Annotated in this window: 14 protein-coding genes and 1 pseudogene; 10 read left to right on the top strand and 5 right to left on the bottom strand. The window is 59.0% G+C overall.

All coding sequences use genetic code 11. From position 1 onward, the window contains the following. Positions 1 to 60 precede the first annotated feature (60 nt). Together KGB24_RS29395 and KGB24_RS29400 are read right to left on the bottom strand one after the other, a co-directional pair. A complete protein-coding gene (locus KGB24_RS29395; protein ID WP_404943242.1) occupies positions 61 to 933 on the bottom strand; it encodes a methyl-accepting chemotaxis protein in 873 nt (290 codons plus the stop codon). Further along, a pseudogene (locus tag KGB24_RS29400) lies at positions 916 to 1,752 on the bottom strand (MCP four helix bundle domain-containing protein); the annotation flags it as partial. The pseudogene KGB24_RS29400 and the gene KGB24_RS29395, both read right to left, overlap by 18 nt. Positions 1,753 to 2,075: 323 nt before the next feature. Here KGB24_RS29400 and KGB24_RS11565 point away from each other — a divergent pair. The 3 genes from KGB24_RS11565 to KGB24_RS11575 all read left to right on the top strand — a co-directional run bounded on the left by KGB24_RS11565 (position 2,076) and on the right by KGB24_RS11575 (position 4,619). Continuing rightward, entirely contained in the window at positions 2,076 to 2,285 is a 210-nt protein-coding gene (locus KGB24_RS11565; RefSeq protein WP_008025106.1) for a hypothetical protein, read from the top strand. Then, positions 2,282 to 2,584 (top strand): cell division protein ZapA, encoded by a 303-nt coding sequence (locus KGB24_RS11570; protein ID WP_008025105.1) that lies wholly within the window; start codon positions 2,282 to 2,284, stop codon positions 2,582 to 2,584. The genes KGB24_RS11565 and KGB24_RS11570 overlap by 4 nt, the downstream gene beginning before the upstream one ends. 100 nt (positions 2,585 to 2,684) lie before the next feature. Further along, on the top strand, positions 2,685 to 4,619 hold the full coding sequence (locus tag KGB24_RS11575) for a methyl-accepting chemotaxis protein (protein ID WP_223413876.1): 1,935 nt from the start codon (positions 2,685 to 2,687) through the stop codon (positions 4,617 to 4,619). 131 nt (positions 4,620 to 4,750) lie between these two features. On the opposite strand, the gene KGB24_RS11580 is transcribed toward KGB24_RS11575, so the two are convergent. Further along, positions 4,751 to 6,553: an acyl-CoA dehydrogenase gene (locus tag KGB24_RS11580; RefSeq protein ID WP_223413874.1), complete on the bottom strand. Its 1,803-nt coding sequence runs from the start codon at positions 6,551 to 6,553 to the stop codon at positions 4,751 to 4,753. A gap of 258 nt (positions 6,554 to 6,811) precedes the next feature. Then, positions 6,812 to 10,765, bottom strand: a complete 3,954-nt coding sequence (gene putA / locus KGB24_RS11585) for a trifunctional transcriptional regulator/proline dehydrogenase/L-glutamate gamma-semialdehyde dehydrogenase (RefSeq protein WP_223415387.1) — start codon at positions 10,763 to 10,765, stop codon at positions 6,812 to 6,814. Positions 10,766 to 11,228: 463 nt separating this feature from the next. Here putA and putP point away from each other — a divergent pair, with 463 nt between their 5' ends. The 7 genes from putP to KGB24_RS11620 all read left to right on the top strand — a co-directional run bounded on the left by putP (position 11,229) and on the right by KGB24_RS11620 (position 22,640). Beyond that, positions 11,229 to 12,713 carry a sodium/proline symporter PutP gene (putP, locus tag KGB24_RS11590; RefSeq protein WP_008025098.1) on the top strand — a complete coding sequence of 495 codons (1,485 nt, stop codon included), beginning with the start codon at positions 11,229 to 11,231 and terminating at the stop codon, positions 12,711 to 12,713. 344 nt (positions 12,714 to 13,057) lie between these two features. Next, positions 13,058 to 14,974 carry a type VI secretion system tip protein VgrG gene (locus KGB24_RS11595; protein ID WP_223415388.1) on the top strand — a complete coding sequence of 639 codons (1,917 nt, stop codon included), beginning with the start codon at positions 13,058 to 13,060 and terminating at the stop codon, positions 14,972 to 14,974. Beyond that, the gene (locus tag KGB24_RS11600; RefSeq protein ID WP_223415389.1) at positions 14,964 to 15,701 is read left to right on the top strand and encodes a DUF4123 domain-containing protein; all 738 of its coding nucleotides are present in this window, start codon (positions 14,964 to 14,966) and stop codon (positions 15,699 to 15,701) included. Before KGB24_RS11595 ends, KGB24_RS11600 begins: the two co-directional genes overlap by 11 nt. Continuing rightward, positions 15,701 to 20,464 (top strand): RHS repeat-associated core domain-containing protein, encoded by a 4,764-nt coding sequence (locus KGB24_RS11605; RefSeq protein WP_223415390.1) that lies wholly within the window; start codon positions 15,701 to 15,703, stop codon positions 20,462 to 20,464. Before KGB24_RS11600 ends, KGB24_RS11605 begins: the two co-directional genes overlap by 1 nt. An 8-nt stretch (positions 20,465 to 20,472) precedes the next feature. Further along, complete coding sequence (locus tag KGB24_RS11610) at positions 20,473 to 20,883, top strand: hypothetical protein (RefSeq protein WP_223415391.1); 411 nt, start codon at positions 20,473 to 20,475, stop codon at positions 20,881 to 20,883. A 479-nt stretch (positions 20,884 to 21,362) separates the two neighbouring features. Next, positions 21,363 to 21,686 (top strand): hypothetical protein, encoded by a 324-nt coding sequence (locus KGB24_RS11615; RefSeq protein WP_223415392.1) that lies wholly within the window; start codon positions 21,363 to 21,365, stop codon positions 21,684 to 21,686. Positions 21,687 to 21,803: 117 nt separating this feature from the next. Then, a complete protein-coding gene (locus tag KGB24_RS11620) occupies positions 21,804 to 22,640 on the top strand; it encodes a 23S rRNA (adenine(2030)-N(6))-methyltransferase RlmJ (RefSeq protein ID WP_223415393.1) in 837 nt (278 codons plus the stop codon). A 287-nt stretch (positions 22,641 to 22,927) separates the two neighbouring features. Here KGB24_RS11620 and msrA read toward each other — a convergent pair whose 3' ends face one another. Then, entirely contained in the window at positions 22,928 to 23,575 is a 648-nt protein-coding gene (gene msrA, locus KGB24_RS11625) for a peptide-methionine (S)-S-oxide reductase MsrA (protein ID WP_008025083.1), read from the bottom strand. Between the last annotated feature and the right edge of the window lie 60 nt (positions 23,576 to 23,635).

Here is a 23,635-nt window from a genome sequence, read left to right on the forward strand (position 1 = left end):
GCTGGCGATGGCGATTTCACAGACGCCATCGCCAGCAAGCCGGCTCCTACAGGTAGCGGGTCAGAGGCTAAACCGTCCAACCATCGTGTTCAGGTCCACTGCCAGTCGCGACAGTTCGTTGCTCGCCGCGCTGGTCTGATTGGCGCCGGTGGCGGATTGCACCGACAGATCACGAATGTTCACCAGGTTACGGTCCACTTCACGGGCCACTTGGGCCTGTTCTTCGGCCGCGCTGGCGATCACCAGGTTGCGTTCGTTGATTTCGACGATGGCGCTGTTGATCGTGTCCAGCGACATCCCTGCGCCGCGAGCGATGTTCAAGGTCGACTCGGCGCGCTCGGTGCTGTTGCGCATCGAATCCACCGCGTGCTCGGTGCCGGTCTGAATGCTGCCGATCATGCGTTCGATTTCGCTGGTCGATTGCTGAGTGCGGTGCGCCAGTGCACGCACTTCGTCCGCCACCACCGCAAAACCGCGCCCGGCTTCACCGGCACGGGCCGCTTCGATAGCGGCGTTCAAGGCCAGCAGGTTGGTCTGGTCCGCCAGGCCACGGATCACGTCCAGTACCTTGCCGATGTCGCGGGATTCATTGGCCAGATCACCGATCAGTGTCGCCGTGCTCTGCACATCGGCGCTCATGCGTTCGATGGCGCTGACGGTTTCCTGCACCAGATCACGACCGTCACCGGCCGACGTGGTGGCGTTTTTCGACGCTTCCGAGGTGCTCACCGCGTTGCGCGCGACTTCTTCCACGGCGCTGGTCATTTCATTGACGGCGGTGGCGGCCTGTTCGATTTCGTTGTTCTGTTGGGTCAGGCCACGGGCGCTTTCGTCGGTGACACTGTTGAGCTCTTCAGCGGCGGAGGCCAGTTGCGTGGCCGAGCCGGAAATCCGCTGCAGGGTGTCGCGCAGCTTGTCTTGCATCTTCGACATGGCCAGCAGCAAACGGCCGGCTTCGTCTTCGCCATCAACGGTGATCGGGCGAGTCAGGTTACCTTCGGCAATTTGTTCGGCAGCGCTCAAGGCATTGGCGATTGGCTTGGTGATGCTGTTGGTCAGCAGCCAGGCAAACAGCACGGTCAGGCCGGTGGCGATGACCAGCAAGGTGATCACCAGATTGAACGCCGAATCGTATTGATCGGCAGCGCGCTGATTGGTGTCGACGGTCTGCTGGGTGTTGATCTCCAGCAAGCGATTGAGCACTGCGTTGACGGCTTCGGAGTTGGTCAGCAGATCGGTGTTGAGCAAGGTGCGCAGTTCATCGACCTGATTGTTGCGCGACAGGGTTTTCATCCGGTCTTCGATCTGGCGGTACTGCCCCAGCAACTGCACGTATTGATCGTAGGCTGCACGTTCCTGCGGGCTGGCGATCAGTTTTTCGTAGGTGGCTTGAGCCGCACGAATCTGTTGGTTGCGCGTGTCCAGCAGCTCCATGGTTTTCTGCTGAACATCGGGCTCGCGGTTCACCAGCAAACGGTAGGACAGCACTCGCAGGCGCAAGGTGAGTTGAGTGAACTCGTCGAGGCTTTTGATACTCGGCACGCTGCTCAAGGTGATCTCCTCGGCAGCACCGCGAATCTTGCTCATCTGGTTCAAGGCAAACACCCCCAGAACCAGCATCAGACCGCCAATCAGAGCGAAACCGAGGAACGCCCGCGGAGCGATATTCATGTTACGAAGGGACATGGTGTTTACCGAAAAAAGCGCACCTGTGCGGCGCTGAGACTGACGTATGGATGACTTATCGGTCATACGACTAAAGTCTTGAGGGGCTGCGCGTATTTGTCGCAGTCAGACCGTTTCCTGTAGGAGCGATGCTTGCTCGCGAAGGGCGTTAACGGTAACGCGTGCAGTCTGGATGAACGCGTTGTCTGGACCTCCTTCGCGAGCAAGCATCGCTCCTACAGAAACTATGGCGACGAAGTGCAGGAACCAGATCCGCCAATCACAGTCTTTAAAGTTCGCGAGGAAGGTCGCCCGCCAGGAAAATCAAGGCCTTGCGCCCCATTAACCCTGGCATCCGTGGTGACTTTTCTTTATCGTACGCGCCCCTTGAAAATGCTTGGAAAATCAAAATGTTGGAAGCATCCCTAAGCCAATTGGAACAACTGGTCAGTGACCTTGTTCAACAGAACCAGACCCTGAGTGCAGAACTGGCCCAGGCCAAGGATGAAAACGAAAGCCTGCAACTGAGCCTGATGGAACAGGAAGAGAAACAAGGCGCCACCGCCGCCCGCATCCAGGCCCTGGTTGAACGCGTCAGCGCCGGCCCGGTCAGCGCATGAGTGTCGGCGCCGCAGGGGTAAAAGTCGTCTCGATCCTGGGGGAGGACTATTCGATCAAGGCGCCGGCCGGGGAAGAGCAAACCCTGCTGGACGCCGCATTGATGTTGAAGGCTGCTTTGGCTGACACCAAAAGAAAGTACCCGACCCTGATCGGTGACCGACTGCTGGTGCTGGCCGCGATGAATCTGTGTTCTCAGCAGATCGAAATGAAAAAGCAGCACAAGCTCGAACTCGACCGTTACCAAGAGCAAGTCAGCGCCACGGTTGAAGTGATCTCCAAGACGATCAATCAAGCCTGATCGGCTTTGCGCACAACCAAAGAATAAATTGTCGTTTGCGTTGTATACAATCGGCACGGCTGTTGCAGTGTTTCAGCCTCTTATTCTTTGGGGGTGCTCCATGCAGTTCTGGCGTCGCAGTATTCAATGGCAGTTGATCCTCAGTATGGGCACCGCCCTGCTGGTCAGTATTCTGATCGTGGTTGGCGTTTATACCCTCGTGGTCAACCGTCTCGCCCAGAGCTACCTGGTCGAACAAGCGCTGCCGTCGAGCATCGAAGCGATGCGCAACGACATCGAGCGCATCCTCGTGCAACCCCTCACCGCCGCCAAGGACATCGCCAGCAACAGCATGGTGCGCGACTGGCTCGCCGGGGGCGAAAACAGTGATCAGACCGCCGCGTTCGTGCAGTATCTGGAAGGCATCCGCGCCGAACACAAAGCCTTTACCGCGTTAATTGTAGGTACGGCTTCAAACCACTATTTCACTGAAAAAGGCCTGGACCGCAGCCTTAGCCGTTCCAATCCCAAAGACGCCTGGTTCTATTCGTTCCTCGACAGCAACCAGCCGCGCACCCTCAATATCGACAACGACACAGCCACCGGAGAATTGGCACTGTTCATCGACCTCAAGGTCGAGCAGGCCGGCAAAGTCGTGGGCGTTGCCGGGCTTGGCCTGAGTATGAAAGAGCTGTCGGAGCTGATTCACAACTTCACCTTCGGTGAGCGCGGCAAGGTCTATCTCGTGCGTTCCGACGGTTTGATCCAGGTTCACCCCGAAGCGCAATTCAGTGGCAAGCGCACCTTGGTCGAGCAAATCGGTGCGTCGGCCGCGCAGGCAGTCATGGGTCAAAAAGCTGCCAGCAGCAGCTTCGTGCGTGATGGCGAAGACTTCCTGGCCTTGAGCCTGCCGCTGAGGGACTTGGGCTGGACCCTGGTGGCCGAAGTGCCACAGTCGCAGATCTACGCCGAAGCCCGCCGCGCCATGTGGATGAGCAGCGGCATTGGCTTGGCGGTGGCGTTGGTGTGCCTGTTGCTGGTGGTGTTGCTGGCCCGTGGGTTGGTGCGGCCGATTCGTCAGGTAACAGCAGCGCTGGTAGCCATCGGTAGCGGTGGTGGAGATTTGACCCACAGGTTAGATTCCAGCCGCGCCGATGAACTGGGTGACCTGGCGCGCGGCTTCAATCGATTCCTCGACAGTCAGCGCGAGATGATCGGCGAAGTGCTGACCACCAGTGAGCGTTTGCGCACCGCCGTCAGCCAGGTGGCGAAGGTTGTGGATAACACAGCCGAACGCTCCGGGCGTCAGCAGGAAATGACCGACATGGTTGCCACCGCCGTCCACGAAATGGGCCTGACCGTGCAGGAAATCGCGCAGAACGCCGGTAATGCGGCGGTTGCCTCGCAGGATGCTCGCGATGAGGCGATGCAGGCGCGGGAAGTGGTCGGTGGGTCGATCCGACATATTGAAAGCATGTCTGATGAAATCGGTGTCGCCGCCAGTGCAGTGGGCGAACTGGCTGATCAGGTGGCGTCGATCGATCAGGTGTTGGCGGTGATTCGCGGGATTTCCGAGCAGACCAACCTGTTGGCGTTGAATGCGGCTATTGAAGCAGCGCGGGCTGGAGACATGGGCCGTGGATTTGCCGTCGTGGCAGATGAAGTGCGGACGCTGGCGCGGCGAACTCAATCGTCCACCGATGAAATTCAGCAAATCATCGGCAGCCTTAAACAAGGCGCGGAGAACGCGGTGTCGTCGATGCACACCGGTCAAGCGGCGACCGGCACCGGTGTCGAATCGAGCCAGCGCACCGGGACGTCGCTGACCGCGATTACCGGGCAGATCGAGCGCATCAGCGACATGAACCACCAAGTCGCGACCGCGACGGAAGAACAGTCGGCGGTGACCGAAGAGATCAACCGCAACGTGCAGGGGATTTCCGATCTGGCCCGGGCGACAGCGGGGGAGGTCAGGGCTTGTCGGGAGGATTGCCAGACGTTGCAGCGGTTGGCGGATGATTTGGCGCGGCAGATGGGTGGGTTCAAGTTGAGTTGACCTGCAGGACGCTATCGCCGGCAAGCCGGCTCCTACAAAGTTGTGGTCGAGCACGAATCTGCGCTCAACACTGACCCCTGTAGGAGCTGGCTTGCCAGCGATTGGATTTCAGCAGCACTACATGGCTGAGATCAGAACCACTCATCCTGCATGTTCAAACACACATCATCCCGCGCCTCAAGAATCGCCAGCTCATGGTGGCAACCCGGCACTTCCCAGGTCAGGAAATACCGCGCCGCCTGCAGCTTGCCCTTATAGAAGCTCACATCTGCCGCATTCCCCTTGGCCAACCCTTCTTCGGCACGAATCGCCTGCTCCAGCCAACGCCAGCCAATCACTGTGTGCCCGAACACTTTCAAGTACAGCGCCGAATTCGCCAGGCTGCTGTTGACCTTGCCTTGAGCCAGGTCGGTCAGCAAGCCGAGGGTCACGGTTTGCAGGCGGGCCACCAGTTTCTCCAGCGGTTCACGCAGTGCATTCAGCGATTCGTAGGCTTGCGCCCGTTCGGCAGTGTCGGCGATCAGGCGGATCAATTGTTTCAGTCCCGCACCACCGTTCTGCGCCAGTTTGCGGCCCAGCAAGTCCAGTGACTGAATGCCGTGGGTGCCTTCATGAATCGGGTTCAGACGGTTGTCGCGGTAATACTGCTCAACCGGGTATTCGCGGGTATAACCGTGGCCGCCGAGAATCTGGATCGCCAGCTCGTTGGCCTTCAGGCAAAACTCCGACGGCCAGGATTTGACGATTGGCGTCAGCAAGTCCAGCAGCTCATGCGCCTGTTTGCGCTCGGCTTCGGTCGCAAGCGTCGTGGTGTCATCGAACAGTCGCGCCGCGTACAACCCAAGATCGAACGAGCCTTCGACGTAGGCCTTTTGCGTGAGCAACATGCGTTTGACGTCGGCGTGCTGAATGATCGCCACCGGCGCGGTGTTCGGGTCTTTGCTGTCCGGCACGCGGCCTTGTGGGCGCTCGCGGGCGTACTCCAGCGAATACAGGTAACCGGCGTAACCGAGCATCACCGCGCCCATGCCGACGCCGATTCGCGCTTCGTTCATCATCTGGAACATGTAGCTCAAACCGTGGTGCGGCTTGCCCACCAGATAACCGACGCACTCACCGTTATCACCGAAATTCAGCGCGGTGGACGTCGTGCCGCGCCAGCCCATCTTGTGGAACAGCCCGGCCAGCAACACGTCGTTGCGCTTGCCGAGGCTGCCGTCATCGTTGACCAGGAACTTGGGCACGATAAACAGCGAAATACCCTTCACCCCGGCCGGTGCATCCGGCAACTTGGCCAGCACCATGTGCACGATGTTTTCCGACAGCGGGTGATCGCCGCCGGAGATGAAGATCTTGTTGCCCTTGAGTCGATAGGTGCCGTCAGAAGCAGGCTCGGCGCGGGTACGAATATCCGACAACGACGACCCCGCGTGGGGTTCGGTCAGGGCCATGGTGCCGAAGAAACGGCCGTCGATCATCGGTTGCAGGAAGCGCTGCTTCTGCTCCTCGGTGCCGAAGCTTTCGATCAGGTTCGCCGCACCCATGGTCAGGAACGGGTACGAAGTCGAGGCCGCGTTGGCTGACTGAAAGTGCGCAAAACAAGCCTGGGACAACAGCGTAGGAAGTTGCATGCCGCCGGCGTCGAAACTGCGCGCGGCGTTGAGGAAACCGGCTTCGAGGAAGGCATCCACCGCTGGTTTCACTTCCGGAATCAGAATCGCCTGACCGTTCTCATAGCGCGGCTCATTCTCGTCGCCCTTACGGTTGTGCGGGGCGAAAAACTTCTCGGCAATGCTACGAGCGGTGCCGATGGCGGCGTCGAAGGTCTCGCGATTGTGCTCGGCGAAACGCTCACGCTGGGTCAGGCCTTCGGCATCGAGGACTTCATACAGCTCGAAAGCCAGATTGCGGGAACTGAGCAACGTCTCGGACATGGCGGCCTACCTTTTTTTGGAATGGACCGAGTCTAGGCGTGGGGATAGAGGCTGAACAGGATGATTGATGAGCGTGATGGTAGGGCAGAGCGACGACTTAACAGGCACCACAAAACAAATGTGGGAGCGAGCCTGCTCGCGATAGCGGTGTTTCATCCAATACATGTGTCGGATGACACACCGCTATCGCGAGCAGGCTCGCTCCCACAGGGGGTATTGCGTACCGGGTGGCTATTGCGGCAGCCCGGCTTATCGGTTTTAGCCGATGGTCATCAAGCTCGCATTACCACCCGCCGCAGCGGTGTTAACGCTCAACGCTCGCTCGATCACCAGACGCTCCAACGCAATGTTGGTCTCGCCCAGCGACAACCCGTGAACCCCGACAATCGCCCCGGCACGCTTGGCCACTTGCTGGCACACCGCACGCAACTGATCGGAATGGCCGTGATGCAGAACCGCATCAAACACCACTTCGTCCTTGTTCCAGTCGGCAACCAGCTTGATGCGCGCCTGAACTTCCTTCGGCAGGCGTGCGAACAAGGCTTTGGTCAGGTCAGCTTCCGGCCATACCGCTGAGCCGCCGACAGCCAATACCGCCGCCAGTTGCGTCAGCAGGTCGCCTTCAGATTCGGCCAGGGACAGCACGTGCTCACGTGGCAGGATCGCGTAGCTGTTGCGCTCGCCGGTCGGGCCCGCCAGCACGCGGGTGATGCCGCTTTGCGATTGCGCCGCGAACTGCACGCACAAGGCGCTCAGGTCGGCAAACTTGTTGCTGTCGGCCCAGGTTTGCAGGGCGGTCAGCGGTTTGCTCATGGCATCGCGCAGACGAACATCCGGTGCAGTGGCGGCGTCGCCACGAGCGAAGGATTGTTCGATTGCATCGGCAGGACGCGTCGACAGCAGGCGGTACAGGTACAACGGACCACCGGCTTTCGGGCCGGTGCCCGACAGGCCTTCGCCACCGAACGGTTGCACGCCAACCACAGCACCAACGATGTTGCGGTTCACGTAGACGTTACCGGCATTGACGTTGTCGATCACCTTGGCGATGGTCTCGTCGATGCGCGTATGCACGCCCAGCGTCAGGCCATAGCCGGAAGCGTTGATCTGACCGATCAACTGGTCGATGTCTTTGCGCTTGTAGCGCACCACGTGCAGCACCGGGCCGAAGATTTCGCGTTGCAGCTCATCGAAGCTTTCCAGCTCGATCAGCGTCGGCATCACGAAGGTGCCGCGTTTGACTTCTTCGCTGTTGGCGATGGCCACCTGGTACACGTTGCGACCTTTGTCGCGCATGGCCTGGATGTGCTTCTCGATGCCCGCCTTGGCTTCGGCGTCGATCACCGGGCCGATGTCCACGGACAGGCGCTCAGGGTTGCCGAGACGGCATTCAGCCATGGCGCCCTTGAGCATTTCGATGACACGGTCAGCGGAATCTTCCTGCAAGCAAAGTACACGCAGAGCCGAGCAACGTTGACCGGCGCTGTCGAAGGCGGACGACACCACGTCGATCACGACTTGTTCGGTCAGTGCCGAGGAGTCGACGATCATCGCGTTCTGGCCGCCGGTTTCAGCGATCAGCGGAATCGGACGGCCCTGTGCATCCAGGCGGCCAGCGACGTTGCGTTGCAGCAAACGAGCGACTTCGGTGGAGCCGGTGAACATCACGCCTTTGACCCGATCGTCACCGACCAGACGGGCACCCACAGTTTCGCCACGGCCCGGCAGCAGTTGCAGCACGCCTTCCGGAATCCCGGCTTCAAGCATCAGGCGCACGGCCTGGGCGGCGACCAGCGGGGTTTGTTCCGCAGGCTTGGCCAGTACCGGGTTACCGGCGGCCAATGCAGCGGCAACCTGACCGCTGAAGATTGCCAGCGGGAAGTTCCAGGGGCTGATGCACACCACCGGACCCAATGGGCGGTGGGCGTCGTTGGTGAAATCGTTGCGAGCCTGCACCGCGTAATAACGCAGGAAGTCCACGGCCTCACGCACTTCGGCGATGGCGTTGGCGAAGGTCTTGCCGGCTTCACGAGCCAACAGGCCCATCAGCGGCTGAATCTCGCCTTCCATCAAATCGGCGGCACGTTCCAGAATCGCAGCACGTTCGGCCGGCGGGGTGGCCTGCCAGATCGGCGCTGCGTTCAGGGCGCACTGGATTGCGTTGTCGACGTCTTCGACATTCGCTTCCTGTACGTGACCGACCACGTCACGCAAATCGGACGGGTTCAGAACAGGCGCAGGGGTTTCGCTGCTGGAGACGCAGCCGAGCATCGGCGCGGCTTTCCAGTGGTTGTGAGCAGTGGCCAGCAGAGCGCACGACAGCGAAGCCAGGCGATGTTCGTTGGCCATGTCGATGCCGCTGGAGTTGGCGCGCTCGGCACCATAAAGATCGCGCGGCAGCGGGATACGCGGGTGCGGCAGGCCGAAGCCGCCTTCCAGCGTCGCCATCTGCTCGATGCTGGCCACTGGATCGGCCACCAGCTCTTGAATCGAAATGGACTGGTCGGCGATACGGTTCACGAACGAGGTGTTCGCGCCGTTTTCCAGCAGACGACGTACCAGGTACGCCAGCAGGGTTTCGTGAGTCCCGACCGGTGCGTACACGCGGCATGGACGGTTCAGCTTGCCTTCGGAAACTTTGCCTACAACCTGTTCGTACAGTGGTTCGCCCATGCCGTGCAGGCACTGGAACTCGTACTGGCCCGGGTAATAGTTCTGACCGGCGATGTGGTAAATGGCCGACAGAGTGTGGGCGTTGTGCGTGGCGAATTGCGGGTAGATGACTTCCGGCACCGACAACAATTTGCGGGCGCAAGCGATGTAGGAAACGTCGGTGTACACCTTGCGGGTGTAGACCGGATAGCCTTCCAGGCCTTCGACCTGGGCGCGCTTGATTTCGCTGTCCCAGTACGCGCCTTTCACCAGGCGGATCATCAGGCGATGACGGCTGCGGCGAGCCAGGTCGATCACGTAATCGATCACGTACGGGCAACGCTTCTGATACGCCTGGATCACGAAACCGATGCCGTTCCAGCCGGTCAGTTGCGGCTCGAAGCACAGGCGCTCCAGCAGATCCAGCGACAGCTCAAGGCGGTCGGCTTCTTCGGCGTCGATGTTCAGGCCGATGTCGTATTGCTTGGCCAGCAGGGTCAGCGACAACAGGCGCGGGTACAATTCGTCCATCACTCGCTCGTACTGCGCACGGCTGTAACGCGGGTGCAGTGCCGACAGCTTGATGGAAATGCCCGGGCCTTCATAAATCCCACGACCGTGGGACGCTTTGCCGATCGAGTGGATGGCTTGTTCGTACGACGCGAGGTACTTCTGCGCGTCGTGCTCGGTGAGGGCGGCTTCACCGAGCATGTCGTAGGAATAGCGGAAACCCTTGGCTTCGAACTTGCTCGCGTTGGCCAGGGCTTCGGCGATGGTTTCGCCGGTGACGAACTGCTCGCCCATCAGGCGCATGGCCATGTCGACGCCCTTGCGGATCATCGGCTCGCCGCTCTTGCCGATGATGCGGCTCAGGGACGAAGTCAAACCCGCTTCATTATGGGTGGCGACCAGTTTGCCGGTCAGCAGCAAGCCCCAAGTGGCGGCGTTGACGAACAGCGACGGGCTGTTGCCCAAGTGCGGCTGCCAGTTACCGGTGCTGATTTTGTCGCGGATCAGTGCGTCACGAGTGCCCTTGTCCGGGATGCGCAACAGCGCTTCGGCCAGGCACATCAGTGCCACGCCTTCCTGGGACGACAGGGAAAATTCCTGCAACAGGCCCTGAACAATTCCGGCACGGCCACCGGCGCTCTTCTGATTGCGCAGTTTCTCGGCAATCGAGGCAGCCAACTTGTTGGTGGCGTCAGCCATGGCAACCGGCAGGCGAGCCTGTTCGATCAGCATCGGCACCACTTCCGGCTCAGGGCGACGGTAAGCAGCGGTGATGGCGGCGCGCAGCACCGATTGCGGCAAGATGCTTTCGGCGAACTCAAGGAAGCACTGGTGCGCGTGGTCGACGTGGACGTCGCCACTGTCGTCGGCTTCTTTGGCCGTCAGGCCGTTGAGCTCGGTCAGGGTTGCACCACCCTCGAGTTTTTCCAGGTAATTGAAAATTGCCTGCTTGATCAGCCAGTGCGGCGTGCGATCAATCGAGGTCGCGGCCGCCTTCAGGCGTTCGCGGGTTGGGTCGTCAAGTTTGACCCCAAGGGTGGTGGTAGCCATATTTTTATCCTCATGTTTGCCACGACCGCGTGGCATCAGCTGGCGGCAAGATTAGCTGCGCGCTCTCCGAGGTGCAACCGGGTGCAACCCTTTTTTTGTCGGAATAATAGGCAGCTCGTCAGGAATTAAATTCCGGTACGAACGTACCGCTCCTGCTTGGTGCTTTTGCTTCTAGTAAACGCTCATGACTGCTCTAAAAGGGAGCAAAAACAGACCTTTTCAAGCTAAATCCGACTGGGTGCAACTTATTCTCAAAAAATGGGTTGCACCTTATTTGTGTTGTTGAATAGGATTCGCGCCCAAGGTGCAACCGGTTAAAAAGACAGGTGCACCGGCTGATGGCTTTCCTGGGGAAACATCAGTCCTAAATGCGCGGACCCGCAAATCGTTTGATCAAACATTGTCGTTTGTCGGCGTTTTCACACTCTGCCGCTACATAAAAACAAAGCCAGGGCATCACTTAATGAGCGTTAGCAATCCAACCCTGATCACGTTCGTGATCTACATCGCAGCAATGGTGCTGATCGGCTTCATGGCCTATCGCTCCACCAACAACCTTTCTGACTACATTCTGGGCGGTCGCAGCCTGGGCAGCGTCGTGACTGCATTGTCCGCTGGCGCCTCCGACATGAGCGGCTGGTTGTTGATGGGTCTGCCGGGCGCCATCTACATGTCCGGTCTGTCCGAAAGCTGGATCGCCATCGGTCTGATCGTCGGTGCTTACCTGAACTGGCTGTTCGTCGCCGGCCGTCTGCGCGTGCAGACCGAGCACAACGGCGATGCGCTGACGCTGCCGGACTACTTCTCCAGCCGTTTCGAAGACAAAAGCGGCCTGCTGCGGATCATCTCGGCGGTTGTGATCCTGGTGTTCTTCACCATCTACTGCGCGTCCGGCATCGTCGCCGGCGCCCGTCTGTTCGAAAGCACCTTCGGCATGTCCTACGAGACCGCGCTGTGGGCCGGTGCTGCGGCGACGATTGCCTACACCTTCGTTGGTGGTTTCCTGGCAGTCAGCTGGACTGACACCGTACAAGCCACGCTGATGATCTTCGCCCTGATCCTCACGCCGATCATCGTGTTGCTGGCGACCGGCGGCGTCGATACCGCGTTCCTGGCCATCGAAGCGCAAGATCCAGCCAACTTCGACATGCTGAAAAACACCACCTTCATCGGCATCATCTCGCTGATGGGCTGGGGCCTGGGCTACTTCGGCCAACCGCACATCCTGGCGCGTTTCATGGCGGCGGATTCGGTCAAGTCGATCGCCAATGCCCGTCGCATTTCCATGACCTGGATGATCCTGTGCCTGGGCGGCACCGTGGCTGTAGGCTTTTTCGGTATTGCCTACTTCTCGGCCAACCCTGCCGTGGCGATGCCCGTCAGCGAAAACCACGAGCGTGTGTTCATCGAACTGGCCAAAATCCTGTTCAACCCATGGATCGCCGGTATTTTGCTGTCGGCCATTCTGGCTGCGGTCATGAGCACCCTGAGCTGCCAGTTGCTGGTGTGCTCGAGCGCCCTGACCGAAGACTTCTACAAAACCTTCCTGCGTAAATCGGCTTCCCAGGTTGAGCTGGTCTGGGTCGGTCGCGCCATGGTGCTGCTGGTTGCCCTGATCGCCATCGCATTGGCCGCCAACCCGGAAAACCGCGTACTGGGTCTGGTCAGCTACGCCTGGGCAGGTTTCGGTGCTGCGTTCGGTCCAGTGGTCCTGATCTCCGTGATCTGGAAAGACATGACCCGTAACGGCGCACTGGCCGGCATCCTGGTCGGCGCGATCACCGTGATCGTGTGGAAACACTTCGAGCTGCTGGGCCTGTACGAAATCATCCCTGGTTTCATCTTCGCCAGCCTGGCGATCTACATCGTCAGCAAACTGGGCACGCCGACTCACGGCATGCTGCAGCGTTTCGCTGCTGCCGAGGCTGATTTCCGCCTGAACAAGTGATCGGGATGAGCTAAGGCTCAAACCTTTCGCCGAACATGAAAACGGCCCGCTTCCTTTGGAGGCGGGCCGTTTTTATTGGGCGTTAGAAAAGCCCCTCTGTAGGAGCGAGCCTGCTCGCGATGGTGTGTCAGCCAAAGAAGTTTCGACTGATACACCATCGCGAGCAGGCTCGCTCCTACAGGAGGGCAGTGGTGGTTTGAAAGGAATGTCTGTAGCCAAACATCCCGATTTTTGAAGGAAGAATCTTTAAAAAAACACGACAAATCTGAGTTTCCTGTCCCTTCGTCAACAACCCTTGTCCCTCATGCAGAATCGCCCGCCTTCACTCTGCAGAGACACATCGGATGTTCGCTCTTGCTAATCAACCGCGTTTCACGCTGACCGTCGACGGTGACCAGCACGACCTCAAGGTGCTTGAGTTCACCGGCAAGGAAGCCATCAGCCAGCCTTACCGCTTTGACCTGGAACTGGTCAATGAACGGCCGGACATTGAGCTCGAAAGCCTTCTGCATCGTCAGGCGTTTCTGAGTTTCGATACACAAGGCAGCGGTATTCACGGTCAGATTTTTCGGGTTGGCCAGGGCGATTCCGGTAAGCGTCTGACGCGCTATCAAGTCAGTCTGGTCCCGCGTTTGACCTACCTCGACCAGCGCATCAATCAGCGGATTTTCCAGCACAAAAGCGTGCCGGTGATCATTGCGCAAATCCTTGAAGATCATGGCATCCAGCGCGATGCGTTCGCCTTTCGGCTCGGCAGCGATTACCCCGATCGCGAGTACTGCGTGCAATACGCGGAAAGCGATCTGGCGTTCATCCAGCGGTTGTGCGCCGAGATCGGCATTCACTACCACTTTCAGCACAGCCCCGACGGGCACTTGCTGGTGTTTGGTGACGACCAGACGGTTTTCCCCCGGATCGACAAACCGACACTTTTCTCGCCTGACACCGGAATGGCCGCCGACGCGCCCGCGATCAATCGCTTCAACGTGCGGCTGGAAACCCGCACCACTTCGGTAGCCCGTCGCGACTACGACTTCCACAAACCCGGGCTGCAACTTGAAAGCCGAAGCGACAACGGGCAACTGCCGACGCTTGAGGATTATCACTTTCCTGGCCAGTTCACGGATCGCGAATCCGGCAGGGCGCAGGCTCAACGAACACTGGAGCGCCACAACGCAGACTACCGTCAGGCTGAAGGTCGCAGCGATGAGCCCGCTTTGGTGACAGGTCACTTCCTGGCGTTGTCGGAACATCCACGCCAGGCCTGGAATGACCTGTGGCTGATCACCCAAATCGAACACCATGGCCGTCAGCCGCAAGTGCTCGAAGAGTCAATCAGCAGCGACGGGGCGGATGATTTCCAGGGCTATCGCAATACCTTTCTGGCGACGCCGTGGGATGTTTCGTTTCGGCCACCCCTGATCGGGAAACCCACTTTCACTGGTTACCAGACCGCCGTAGTCACTGGCCCGACCGACAGTGAAATCCACTGCGACGAGTACGGCCGCGTCAAGGTTCAGCTCGCCTGGGATCGTGACGCAAAGCGCAATGAACATTCCAGTTGCTGGTTGCGCGTCGCCACCGGTTGGGCGCATGACGGCTACGGCATCGCACTGATTCCTCGGGTCGGCATGGAAGTGTTGGTGGGGTTCCTCGATGCCGACGTCGATAAGCCGATGGTCATGGGCTGCGTGCCCAATGGCACCAACTCGATACCCCTGAATCTGCCCGCCGATAAAACCCGAAGCATTTTCCGCAGCCAAAGCAGTCCCGGTGGCGGCGGTTACAGCGAATTACGCATCGAGGATCGCAAAGGCGCCGAGGAAATCTACCTGCGGGCACAGCGAAACTGGACTCAACACGTGTTGAACGACCTGCACGTCCAGGTCGGAAATCAGCGCAGTGCGGTGATTGGTGCCAACGATACCCTGCACGTTCACGGTGACCGCTCCATCACCGTCAGCAGCCAGACCCTCAAGGCGAGCGGGCAATTTCACGCCAGCGCGGGCCAGCAAATTGTCATCGACGGTGGCGCAAACGCGACCATTCAGGCAGGTGGGCACTGGATCAACATCGGCCCCGCCGGGATCTTCAGCAGCGTTCCGATCGAACTGGGCGGTGCGCCGATGCCGGCCATGGGCGCGGCGACCAATCAACGAACACTTCTGGCACTCAGCGCAGCACAGATTCTGACCCTGAAAAGCGACGCCCCATTCTGCGAAGAATGTGAACGCTGCAAGGGTGGTGTCTGTGCAGCCTGAGTGCTTGTCACCCCTCACTTGGCTGGAGCGCCAACCACTCGAGCCTTCCGAGCAGTTGTTCGCGGTGTTCGGCAATGCCAGTTCCGCTGAGCCGTTCAAAGCCTGGCAGCGCTCCAATCCTTTGCATGCGCCAAGCCCGATCTGGGCCGACACCCCTTACGCTGAGTGGGAACCGGTCATGCCCTATGTCGGAATCGTCGCTGCTGGCAGTGAGTTTCTGGACTGGGTCGCCACTACCGAGTCTCGCGATTGGGGCTGGCTGGCGGTTTCTTCTTCGCCTCAAGACGTGTTGATCGAACATCTGCGCAGCCTCACGCAAGTGTTTTTGCCCAATGGCAACGTGGTGTTTTTCCGCTTTTGGGACGGGCATTACTTGCTGCCGATTCTTCAGTCTGCGGATGTCGAAGTTGCTCAACTGCTACCGGTCGTGGTGCGGTGCCTGATCAATGGTCAGCCGCTCGACATCGGTGGAACTGCACTGAAAACCGCCGGGGTTTTTCCATGGTGGGAAATCTCCACAACGCTGTTGAAGCAACTCTGCGAACACTCAAACACCACTCGGCTGAACAACTTGCTCACGTGGCTGAGCGAGGACCGTCCTGATCTTTTCGAGGCGTTTTCCGAAAGCGTTTTGCGGCACAAAGTCGCGATCTTTCTGGAAGAACCGGGCCTGCCGCCAGCCCCGAAATCAGCCTTGGTGGATTACCTGTCGATGGAGCTGGACTGATGGATCAGATCGTACGGATCGAGCAGGAGCTCGACGGTTTCAAGGACACGCTGAGTGTGTATCGCCAGCAACTCAAGGGCTTTTTAAGTCGTAACACCGACAAGGTCAGCCGGGCAATGGACCTGCCCTCGCTGATGGACATGAACCGGCAGATCAAACTGGGCAATGTCACCACGTCGGTCAGCCGCAGTGATGACGACTTTTTCTCCAGTGTTGCGCAGTGTCCGCTAAACGGAATTCTGCAGATCGAGAGCAAGTTCGAATCGGTTTATGACGTTCCGCTGGGGAACATTGATGTTGATGTGATTGCCGTTGATGGCGGCGAAAAAACCACCGTCACGCTCGATGAAAACGGCAAGGGACAATTCAGGGGCGTTGCCGGGAAGTTCTACCGCGTGCATGTCCAGAGTGAAGTGACGCCGGATCAAGTTAATGAGCTTTTCTCTTCTTACGACGGCCTGACCCAGCAGTTGGAAGACTGGCTGCGAAATGAGTGGCGAGGCTTCAAACCGGAGTGGTCGCAGCAATCCGCATCCGCTTCGCTGGCCGCAGCGGGTAACGGAACATTGGCGGGCGGTTGGGCGGCGATTCAGGCGGTTTGGGATGGCATTGGTGAGCTCACCGACATTCTGAAAGACCCCAATGCCTTCGTAGAAAAGCTGGGTGAAAGCGCCGGCGAACTGGCCGAGCTCGCGAAAAGCGCGCCAGACATGATGGAAAAAGCCATGTTGCTGGCCAGTGACGAGGCCGCACTCTGTTTGCTGGTGCGCACCGCGACGCTATGGCTGGAAATGTTGCCACCGACGCAACTGGCCGAGTCGTCGGCCGAGGCCATTTCCAAAGTTGTCGTCGGGTTAGTCATCGATCTGCTGATTGGTCTGGTGCTGAGTGTGGTGGGGGTTGGTGTTGCCTGGTTGGCAGTGCGCCTGGCCAAGTACAGCGCGCAGATTTTTCAGGCTGCGATGGCATTCGTGAAGTCGATGGTTACGATCATCAACAACTTCATGGACTATGTAAGCCGCTACAAAAAAGTCGCTGCACGGGGCGTCGCGGCCGGACCGAAAAATGGTGCCATGCACCTGCGCTGGAATGCTCGCAAGAACACCACGCTCAAACAAAACGAACACCGCGACGACGCCTCGAAGCAAGCAACAAATCCCAACGGCGACAGCGCCGATGCCGCCGATAAAACCGCCACCAACAAATGCCCGGTGTCGATGGTCACCGGTGAAGAACTGCTGACCCTCACCGACGGTTCACTGAATGGAATCCTGTCGTTCGACTTCACGCGGCTCTATCGCACCAGCGCCGTCGAGATTGATTGCGGCCTGGGTTTTGGCTGGAGTCACAGCCTTGCGCACCGACTGGAAATCGATGGCGATGGCGTCGTCTGGATCGACCACGAAAACCGTCGCACCACCTTTCCGCTGCCTGGCAATGAGCGTCCGGCGATCCACAACAGCCTCTCGCGCGCGGCGATTTACCTGGGCGACGCCCCGGAAGAACTGATCCTCGCCCAGGCCGGCGACGACACGCGCTTCTACCATTTCATCAACGGTCGATTGACTGCGATCAGCGACGGTTACGACAACCGGCTGCGCATCACTCACGACCGCCGCGACCGTATCCAGCGCCTCGACAACGGCGCCGGCCGCGCCTTGCTGTTGCGCTACGACCAGCACCATTTGATTGCCGTCGACTACCAGCGTTTTGTCCCGGCAGACACGTCGGACGAAGCCTGGATAACCGAACAGACACTGGTCAGTTACCGCTACGACGAGCGCGCGCGACTGATCGAAGCGACCAACGCCGCCGGGAAAAGCGAGCGCTACGACTACGACGACCAGCACGTCATCCAGCAGCGGCAACTGGCCGGTGGGGCGAGTTTCTTCTGGGAGTGGGAAAGGTCCGGCAAGGCTGCGCGATGCGTCCGGCATTGGGCTTCGTTTGCGCAGATGGAAGCGCGCTATGTCTGGGATGACGAGGGCAGTGTCACCGTCCACAACATCGACGGCAGCGAAGAGGTTTACCAGCACGACGATCGGGCGCGACTGGTGCGCAAGGTCGAGCTGGATGGCGGCGAACACCTCAAGGCCTACGACGATAAAGGTCGATTGATTACCGAGCAGGATCCGCTCGGCGCCGTCACCGAATACCACTACGACGAAGTCGGACGTTTGGTGGCGCTGATTCCGCCGGAAGACGAGCCCACGTCCTACGAGTATCGCAACGGTTTCTTGCATGCCCGGTATCGCGGCAAAGCAGTCTGGAAATATCAGCGCAACGCTCAGGGCGACATCACCGAAACGACCGACCCCGACGGCCATGTCACCCATTATCACTACGATGAAAAAGGCCAGTTGCTGTCGATCCGTTACCCGGATAGCAGTCGCCATCTCTTCGTCCGCAATGCTTTGGGGCAACTGGTTGAAGAAACTTTGCCGGACGGTGGGCTGCGGCGGTTTTCCTACGACGCGCTGGGTCGACGGATTACCGATCAGGATGAACACGGATCGCTCACTCACTACGGGTGGGACGCCGTTGGGCGACTGGTTCAGACGACACTTCCTACGGGTGCCACGCGCGCCTTCAGCTACAACGCCTACGGAAAAATCACCGCCGAACGCGACGAGCTTGGCCTCGTTACCCGCTACGAATACGTCGATGGTTTGCATTTGGTCAGCCGCCGGATCAATCCCGACGGCACGCAGCTCAACTATCGCTACGACAACGCGCAGCTGCTGCTCACAGAAATCGAAAACGAATCCGGCGAACACTATCGCCTGGACTACACGCCCGGTGGATTGATCCGACAGGAAACCGGATTCGATGGCCAGCGCACGGCGTACACCTACGACCTCAATGGAAACCTGCTGGAAAAAACCGAGTTCGGCGAAGACGGCTCGCAGCGGGTTACCGCTTATGAGCGAGATTCGGCAGGGCGGTTGCTGGTCAAAACACTGCCCGACGACATCAAGGTCGAATACCGCTACGACAACCTCGGACGGCTGATCAGCGTCGACGACGGTCACGATCATCCGCTGGAATTCGAGTACGACCGACAAGACCGTTTGGTCACCGAGCACCAAGGCTGGGGCACCTTGCGCTACGGATACGACGCCTGTGGCCAACTCAACCGCATGCGCCTGCCGGACGGCAGCAAGCTCGATTACCACCACGCCAAGGGTGGCGCGCTGACCGCCATCGACCTCAACGGCGCGCCGCTCACCTCCCACCAATTCACGTTTGGCCGCGAACAGCAGCGCCAACAAGGCCAGCTCACCAGCCGCTACCACTACGACGAACAGGGCCGCCTGCAAGCACACGCGATCAATCAACAAACCCGCCCGCTGTACCTGCGCCATTACACCTACGCGGTCAACGGCAACCTGGCGACCGTCGCCGACAGCCGCCACGGCCAGCGCAGTTATTACTACGACGCCCTCAACCGCCTGACCCGCGTGCGACACACCCGCGACGACCCACCGGAAAGCTTCGCCCACGACCCGGCCGGCAACCTGCTGATGCAAAACCGCCCCGGTGTGGCTGCCGTAAAAGGCAATCGCCTGCTCATGCAAGGCGACCGCCATTACGACTACGACGCCTTCGGCAACCTCATCCGCGAACGTCGCGGCACCGGGCAAAAACTTGTCACCGAATATGCCTACGACTGCCAGCATCGCTTGGTCAGCGTCACGACCCCGGACGGACGTTATGCGAGTTACCGCTACGACGCCTTTGGCCGACGCATCGCTAAAACCGTCGACGGTAAAACCACCGAGTTCTTCTGGCAGGGCGACAACCTCGTCGCTGAAAGCAGTCGCGAGCACTACCGCAGCTATGTTTACGAACCGGGCACCTTCCGCCCATTGGCCATGCTCGACGGCAAAGGCCCGCGCAAGGCTTGCCCGTTTTACTACCAGCTCGATCACCTTGGTACGCCGCAGGAACTGACCGATTTTGGTGGCGAGATTGTCTGGTCGGCGAAGTACAACGCCTACGGAAAAGTTACGCGGTTAGCGTTCGGTGGGGGCGAGCAACTTGAGCAGCCGCTGCGGTTTCAAGGGCAGTACTTCGACGCCGAGAGCGGCCTGCATCACAACCGGCATCGGTACTATGATCCGGAGGTGGGGCGGTACCTGACGCCGGATCCGGTCAAGTTGGCGGGTGGGCTGAACGGGTATCGGTATGCGCTGAATCCGACGGGGTGGGTTGATCCGTTGGGGTTGAGCGGGAATTGCCCGCGTAAGGGGGAGCCTGGGTGTGGAGCGCCGGATGATACGGCTGGCGCTAGGGTTGATGAGGGCGAGCCTGAGTTACCGAAGCCTAAGTTAAGCGCTGCGGAGCTTTCCGAGAACGAAATTAGACGGTTGGATAAAAGCCAGCGGATGCATATGGTGGGGAAACATAGTCCAGCGGTACCAGATGCCAAATGGAAGCAGCGAGCTATTGATGGTACGGATCCAATTACTGGTAGAACTCCCAGAAACAGAGTTGGTAATCCGAGCTCCCGTTTTCACAGTTGGGAGCTGATGCATAAGGCTTATATCCTTGGAACAACCAGAGTGGAACAGGGACTGCCCCGTTTTACAGGGAAGGACGATAAAGATAATGACATTGTCCGGATGCAACTCCCCGGCGCGGGCGAAGGGTATAAACCAAACTCAAAGTCGAAACAAAACCCGAAGCTCGTTGAGTTGAATGGGTTCGAAATGAAATTTGACGAGTCTGGCGTGCCTTTCACGCTGTACCCCATAAAGTAGGAAAAGCGATGCTTATTGACCCTGGCACTGAACAGCCTTACATCCCTACACCCTCATATTTTCTGGGGTGTTTCGATATTTATGATCGTGAAGAGACGCTTGGGGAGGAGCTCGAGAAATACGACCCTAACGATCCAGCTGATCGCGAAGAGTTAATACTCAAGTATTGCCTGTCTCGAAAGAGATCATATCGCCACAGGTATCTTCTTTATAAGTGTTTGGGAGAAAGTCTTCAGGATAAAAATTATGACTTCCAGGCATTGCTTGAGCATGATCCTGAAGAGTATTCGTCTCTCCCCGATGGTTGGGACGAGATGAATTGTCCACGGTTATTTTTCGAAGACATCTTTCGCTTGGCGACTATTCAGTGGAAGGACGACCTCCACAAGGCCAGCCTTGAAGATCAATCAACCTGGTAAGGCTCGTTATCTCTGAGACAGATAGAATTTATGACCGCTTCGCGCTCAATTCGCGGGCAAGCCTCGCTCCTACAGGATTGGAGTCGTTCCTGATTTTTGCGGCACGCCTCAATCCTGTAGGAGCGAGGCTTGCCCGCGAAGGCGGTCTTACAGGCTGCGAAATTTCTGGGCAAGCTCGTCGGAAGTTTCCTTCAAGTTGTAGCGGTTTCCATGAACTGGTGCGCTTCGGGCCATATCGATAGTCTTCAGGCCGTCACTGCAAATTCAGTGACAGGGCGTGGAAGCCCTTCTATCGTTAGGCGCGTCAAGCGCCACCAGTTCGGCGTTTTTTCGTCTGTGTTTTATGGTGGCTGTGCGCGGGGCGCTTTCGAGTGCGCCGAGTGCCTAACGTCTCGGTCTTCCACACCTGCGTACAGCCGCCACCCATTGCGTGGAAGTGATTGCTGGCGGTTCCAATCCATACGTTAGGAATCAGACTGATGACAACAATCAAACCCGACCCACCCTACGAAAAACCAACCCCACCACCCGAAAACCGCTTCATGGCGCTCACCAGCAACTGCGACGACATGCCCACGCTGTTCGTCGATACCCGCGCACCGCTCGATGTCTTGTACGACGCCGCCAGCTATCGAATCCGCGCTGTCACCCAGGTGCTCGAAAACCTGTCGATGCGTGGTTCTATGGAGTGCGAGTCCTTCATCCTCAGTGACTTTGCCCTGCTTTGCGCCATTCCGTTGCGGGACGGGTGTGATGTGCTGGACGTGTTGGGGCGGCGGTTGAAGGCTCGGCCTTCCGCGTAACGCCGCTGAATGATCGTTTCCATGCGCCGCGTGGGAACGATCACTGCCCGCTCAGCCGCGAAGCCCTGACGTTCGCCTCGGTACAAGGTAAACTTCCCTGCCTTCGCAGGAGCAATCATGAATTATCGTCACGCCTTCCATGCCGGCAATCACGCCGATGTGTTCAAACACCTGACCTTGACCCGCCTCATCGCCCTGATGTCGCGCAAGGAGCAGCCGTTTGCCTATCTCGACACTCACGCCGGCATTGGTCTGTATGACCTGCAAGGCGATCAGGCGAGCCGTACCGGTGAGTACCTGGAAGGCATCGCGCGGTTGTGGGATCAGCCGGATCTGCCGGATCTGACCGCCGATTACATGAAGGTGCTGCACGACATGAACCCGGATGGCCAATTGCGCTATTACCCGGGGTCGCCGGAGTTGGCGCGGCGTCTGACGCGGCCGCAGGATCGGGTGATGCTCAACGAGAAGCACCCCGAAGACGGTGTGTTGCTCAAGGACAACATGGCCGGTGACCGTCGGGTGAAGGTTCACTTGGGCGAAGGCTGGCATGTGCCGCGTGCGATGTTGCCGGTGCAGGAGAAGCGCGCGGTGATGTTGATTGATCCGCCGTTTGAGCAGCTCGATGAGATGCAGCGTTGCGCGGCGTCGCTGAAAGAAGCGATTGGCCGGATGCGTCAAACCGTGGCGGCGATCTGGTACCCGGTGAAGGACCAGCGCATGTTGCGTCGTTTCTATCAGGATCTGGCCGGCACAGGCGCGCCGAAGTTGTTGCGGGTGGAGTTGCTGGTGCATCCGCTGGACACGCCGAACAGTCTGAACGGTTCCGGGTTGGCGATCGCGAACCCGCCGTGGGGGCTGGAAGAGGAATTGCGTGAGCTGCTGCCGTGGTTGTCCAAGAAGTTGGGACAGACCCAGGGTGGGTGGCAGATGGATTGGTTGATCGCCGAATAACCACGGCAAACGAAAAACCCTGTAGGAGCCGGCTTGCCGGCGATGGCGGCCGGGAGATCCGTGCTGGATTTCCTGACGCTATCGCCAGCAAGCTGGCTCCTACAATTGGATCTGTGTCAGAACAGATTGAGCGGGTAACGCCAATCAGTCGTGTGCCGAGCGCAATCTCGTGGCTGACACATAACCTGTAGGAGCCGGCTTGCTGGCGATGGCGGCCGAGAGATCCGCGCTGGATTTTCCGACGCTATCGCCAGCAAGCTGGCTCCTACAATTGACTCTGCGTCAGGTCAGATCGGGCAGGTGACGCCGGTGCCGCCAATCCCGCAGTAGCCTTCAGGGTTTTTGGCCAGGTACTGCTGGTGATACGCCTCGGCGAAGTAGAACGTCGGCGCTTCTTCGATTTCGGTAGTGATGGTGCCTTTACCCGCCTTGGTCAGTTCGGCCTGGAACACTTTTTCGCTGTTCTTGGCCGCTTCCAGTTGCGTCGGGTTGGTGGCGTAGACCACCGAGCGGTACTGAGTGCCGATGTCGTTGCCCTGGCGCATACCCTGGGTCGGGTTGTGCAGTTCCCAGAACATTTTCAGTAGTTCTTCATAGCTGACTTTCGCCGGCTCGTAGACCACCAGTACCACTTCGCTGTGGCCAGTCAGGCCTGAGCAGACTTCTTCATACGTCGGGTTCGGCGTGAAGCCACCGGCGTAACCCACCGCGGTACTCACCACACCTTCGCGCTGCCAGAACTTGCGCTCTGCACCCCAGAAGCAACCCAGACCGAAGATCGCAAAATCCACGTCCATGGCGAATGGGCCCAGCAGCGGGGCGTCGTGGACGAAGTGTTTTTCCGGCACGGTCATCGGGGTTTCGCGGCCAGGCAGAGCTTGTTCTTTAGTAGGGAGCACGTTTTTGTTCACCAGAATTTCCGAGCGCAGAACCATGATCAGTCCTCTCAGTCAGGTTGAAATGTAGGTAGTCAGACCGCCAGTTTGCCCAATGCC

The sequence above is a fragment of the Pseudomonas sp. BF-RE-25 genome, from assembly GCF_019956105.1.
GTDB lineage: Bacteria > Pseudomonadota > Gammaproteobacteria > Pseudomonadales > Pseudomonadaceae > Aquipseudomonas > Aquipseudomonas migulae.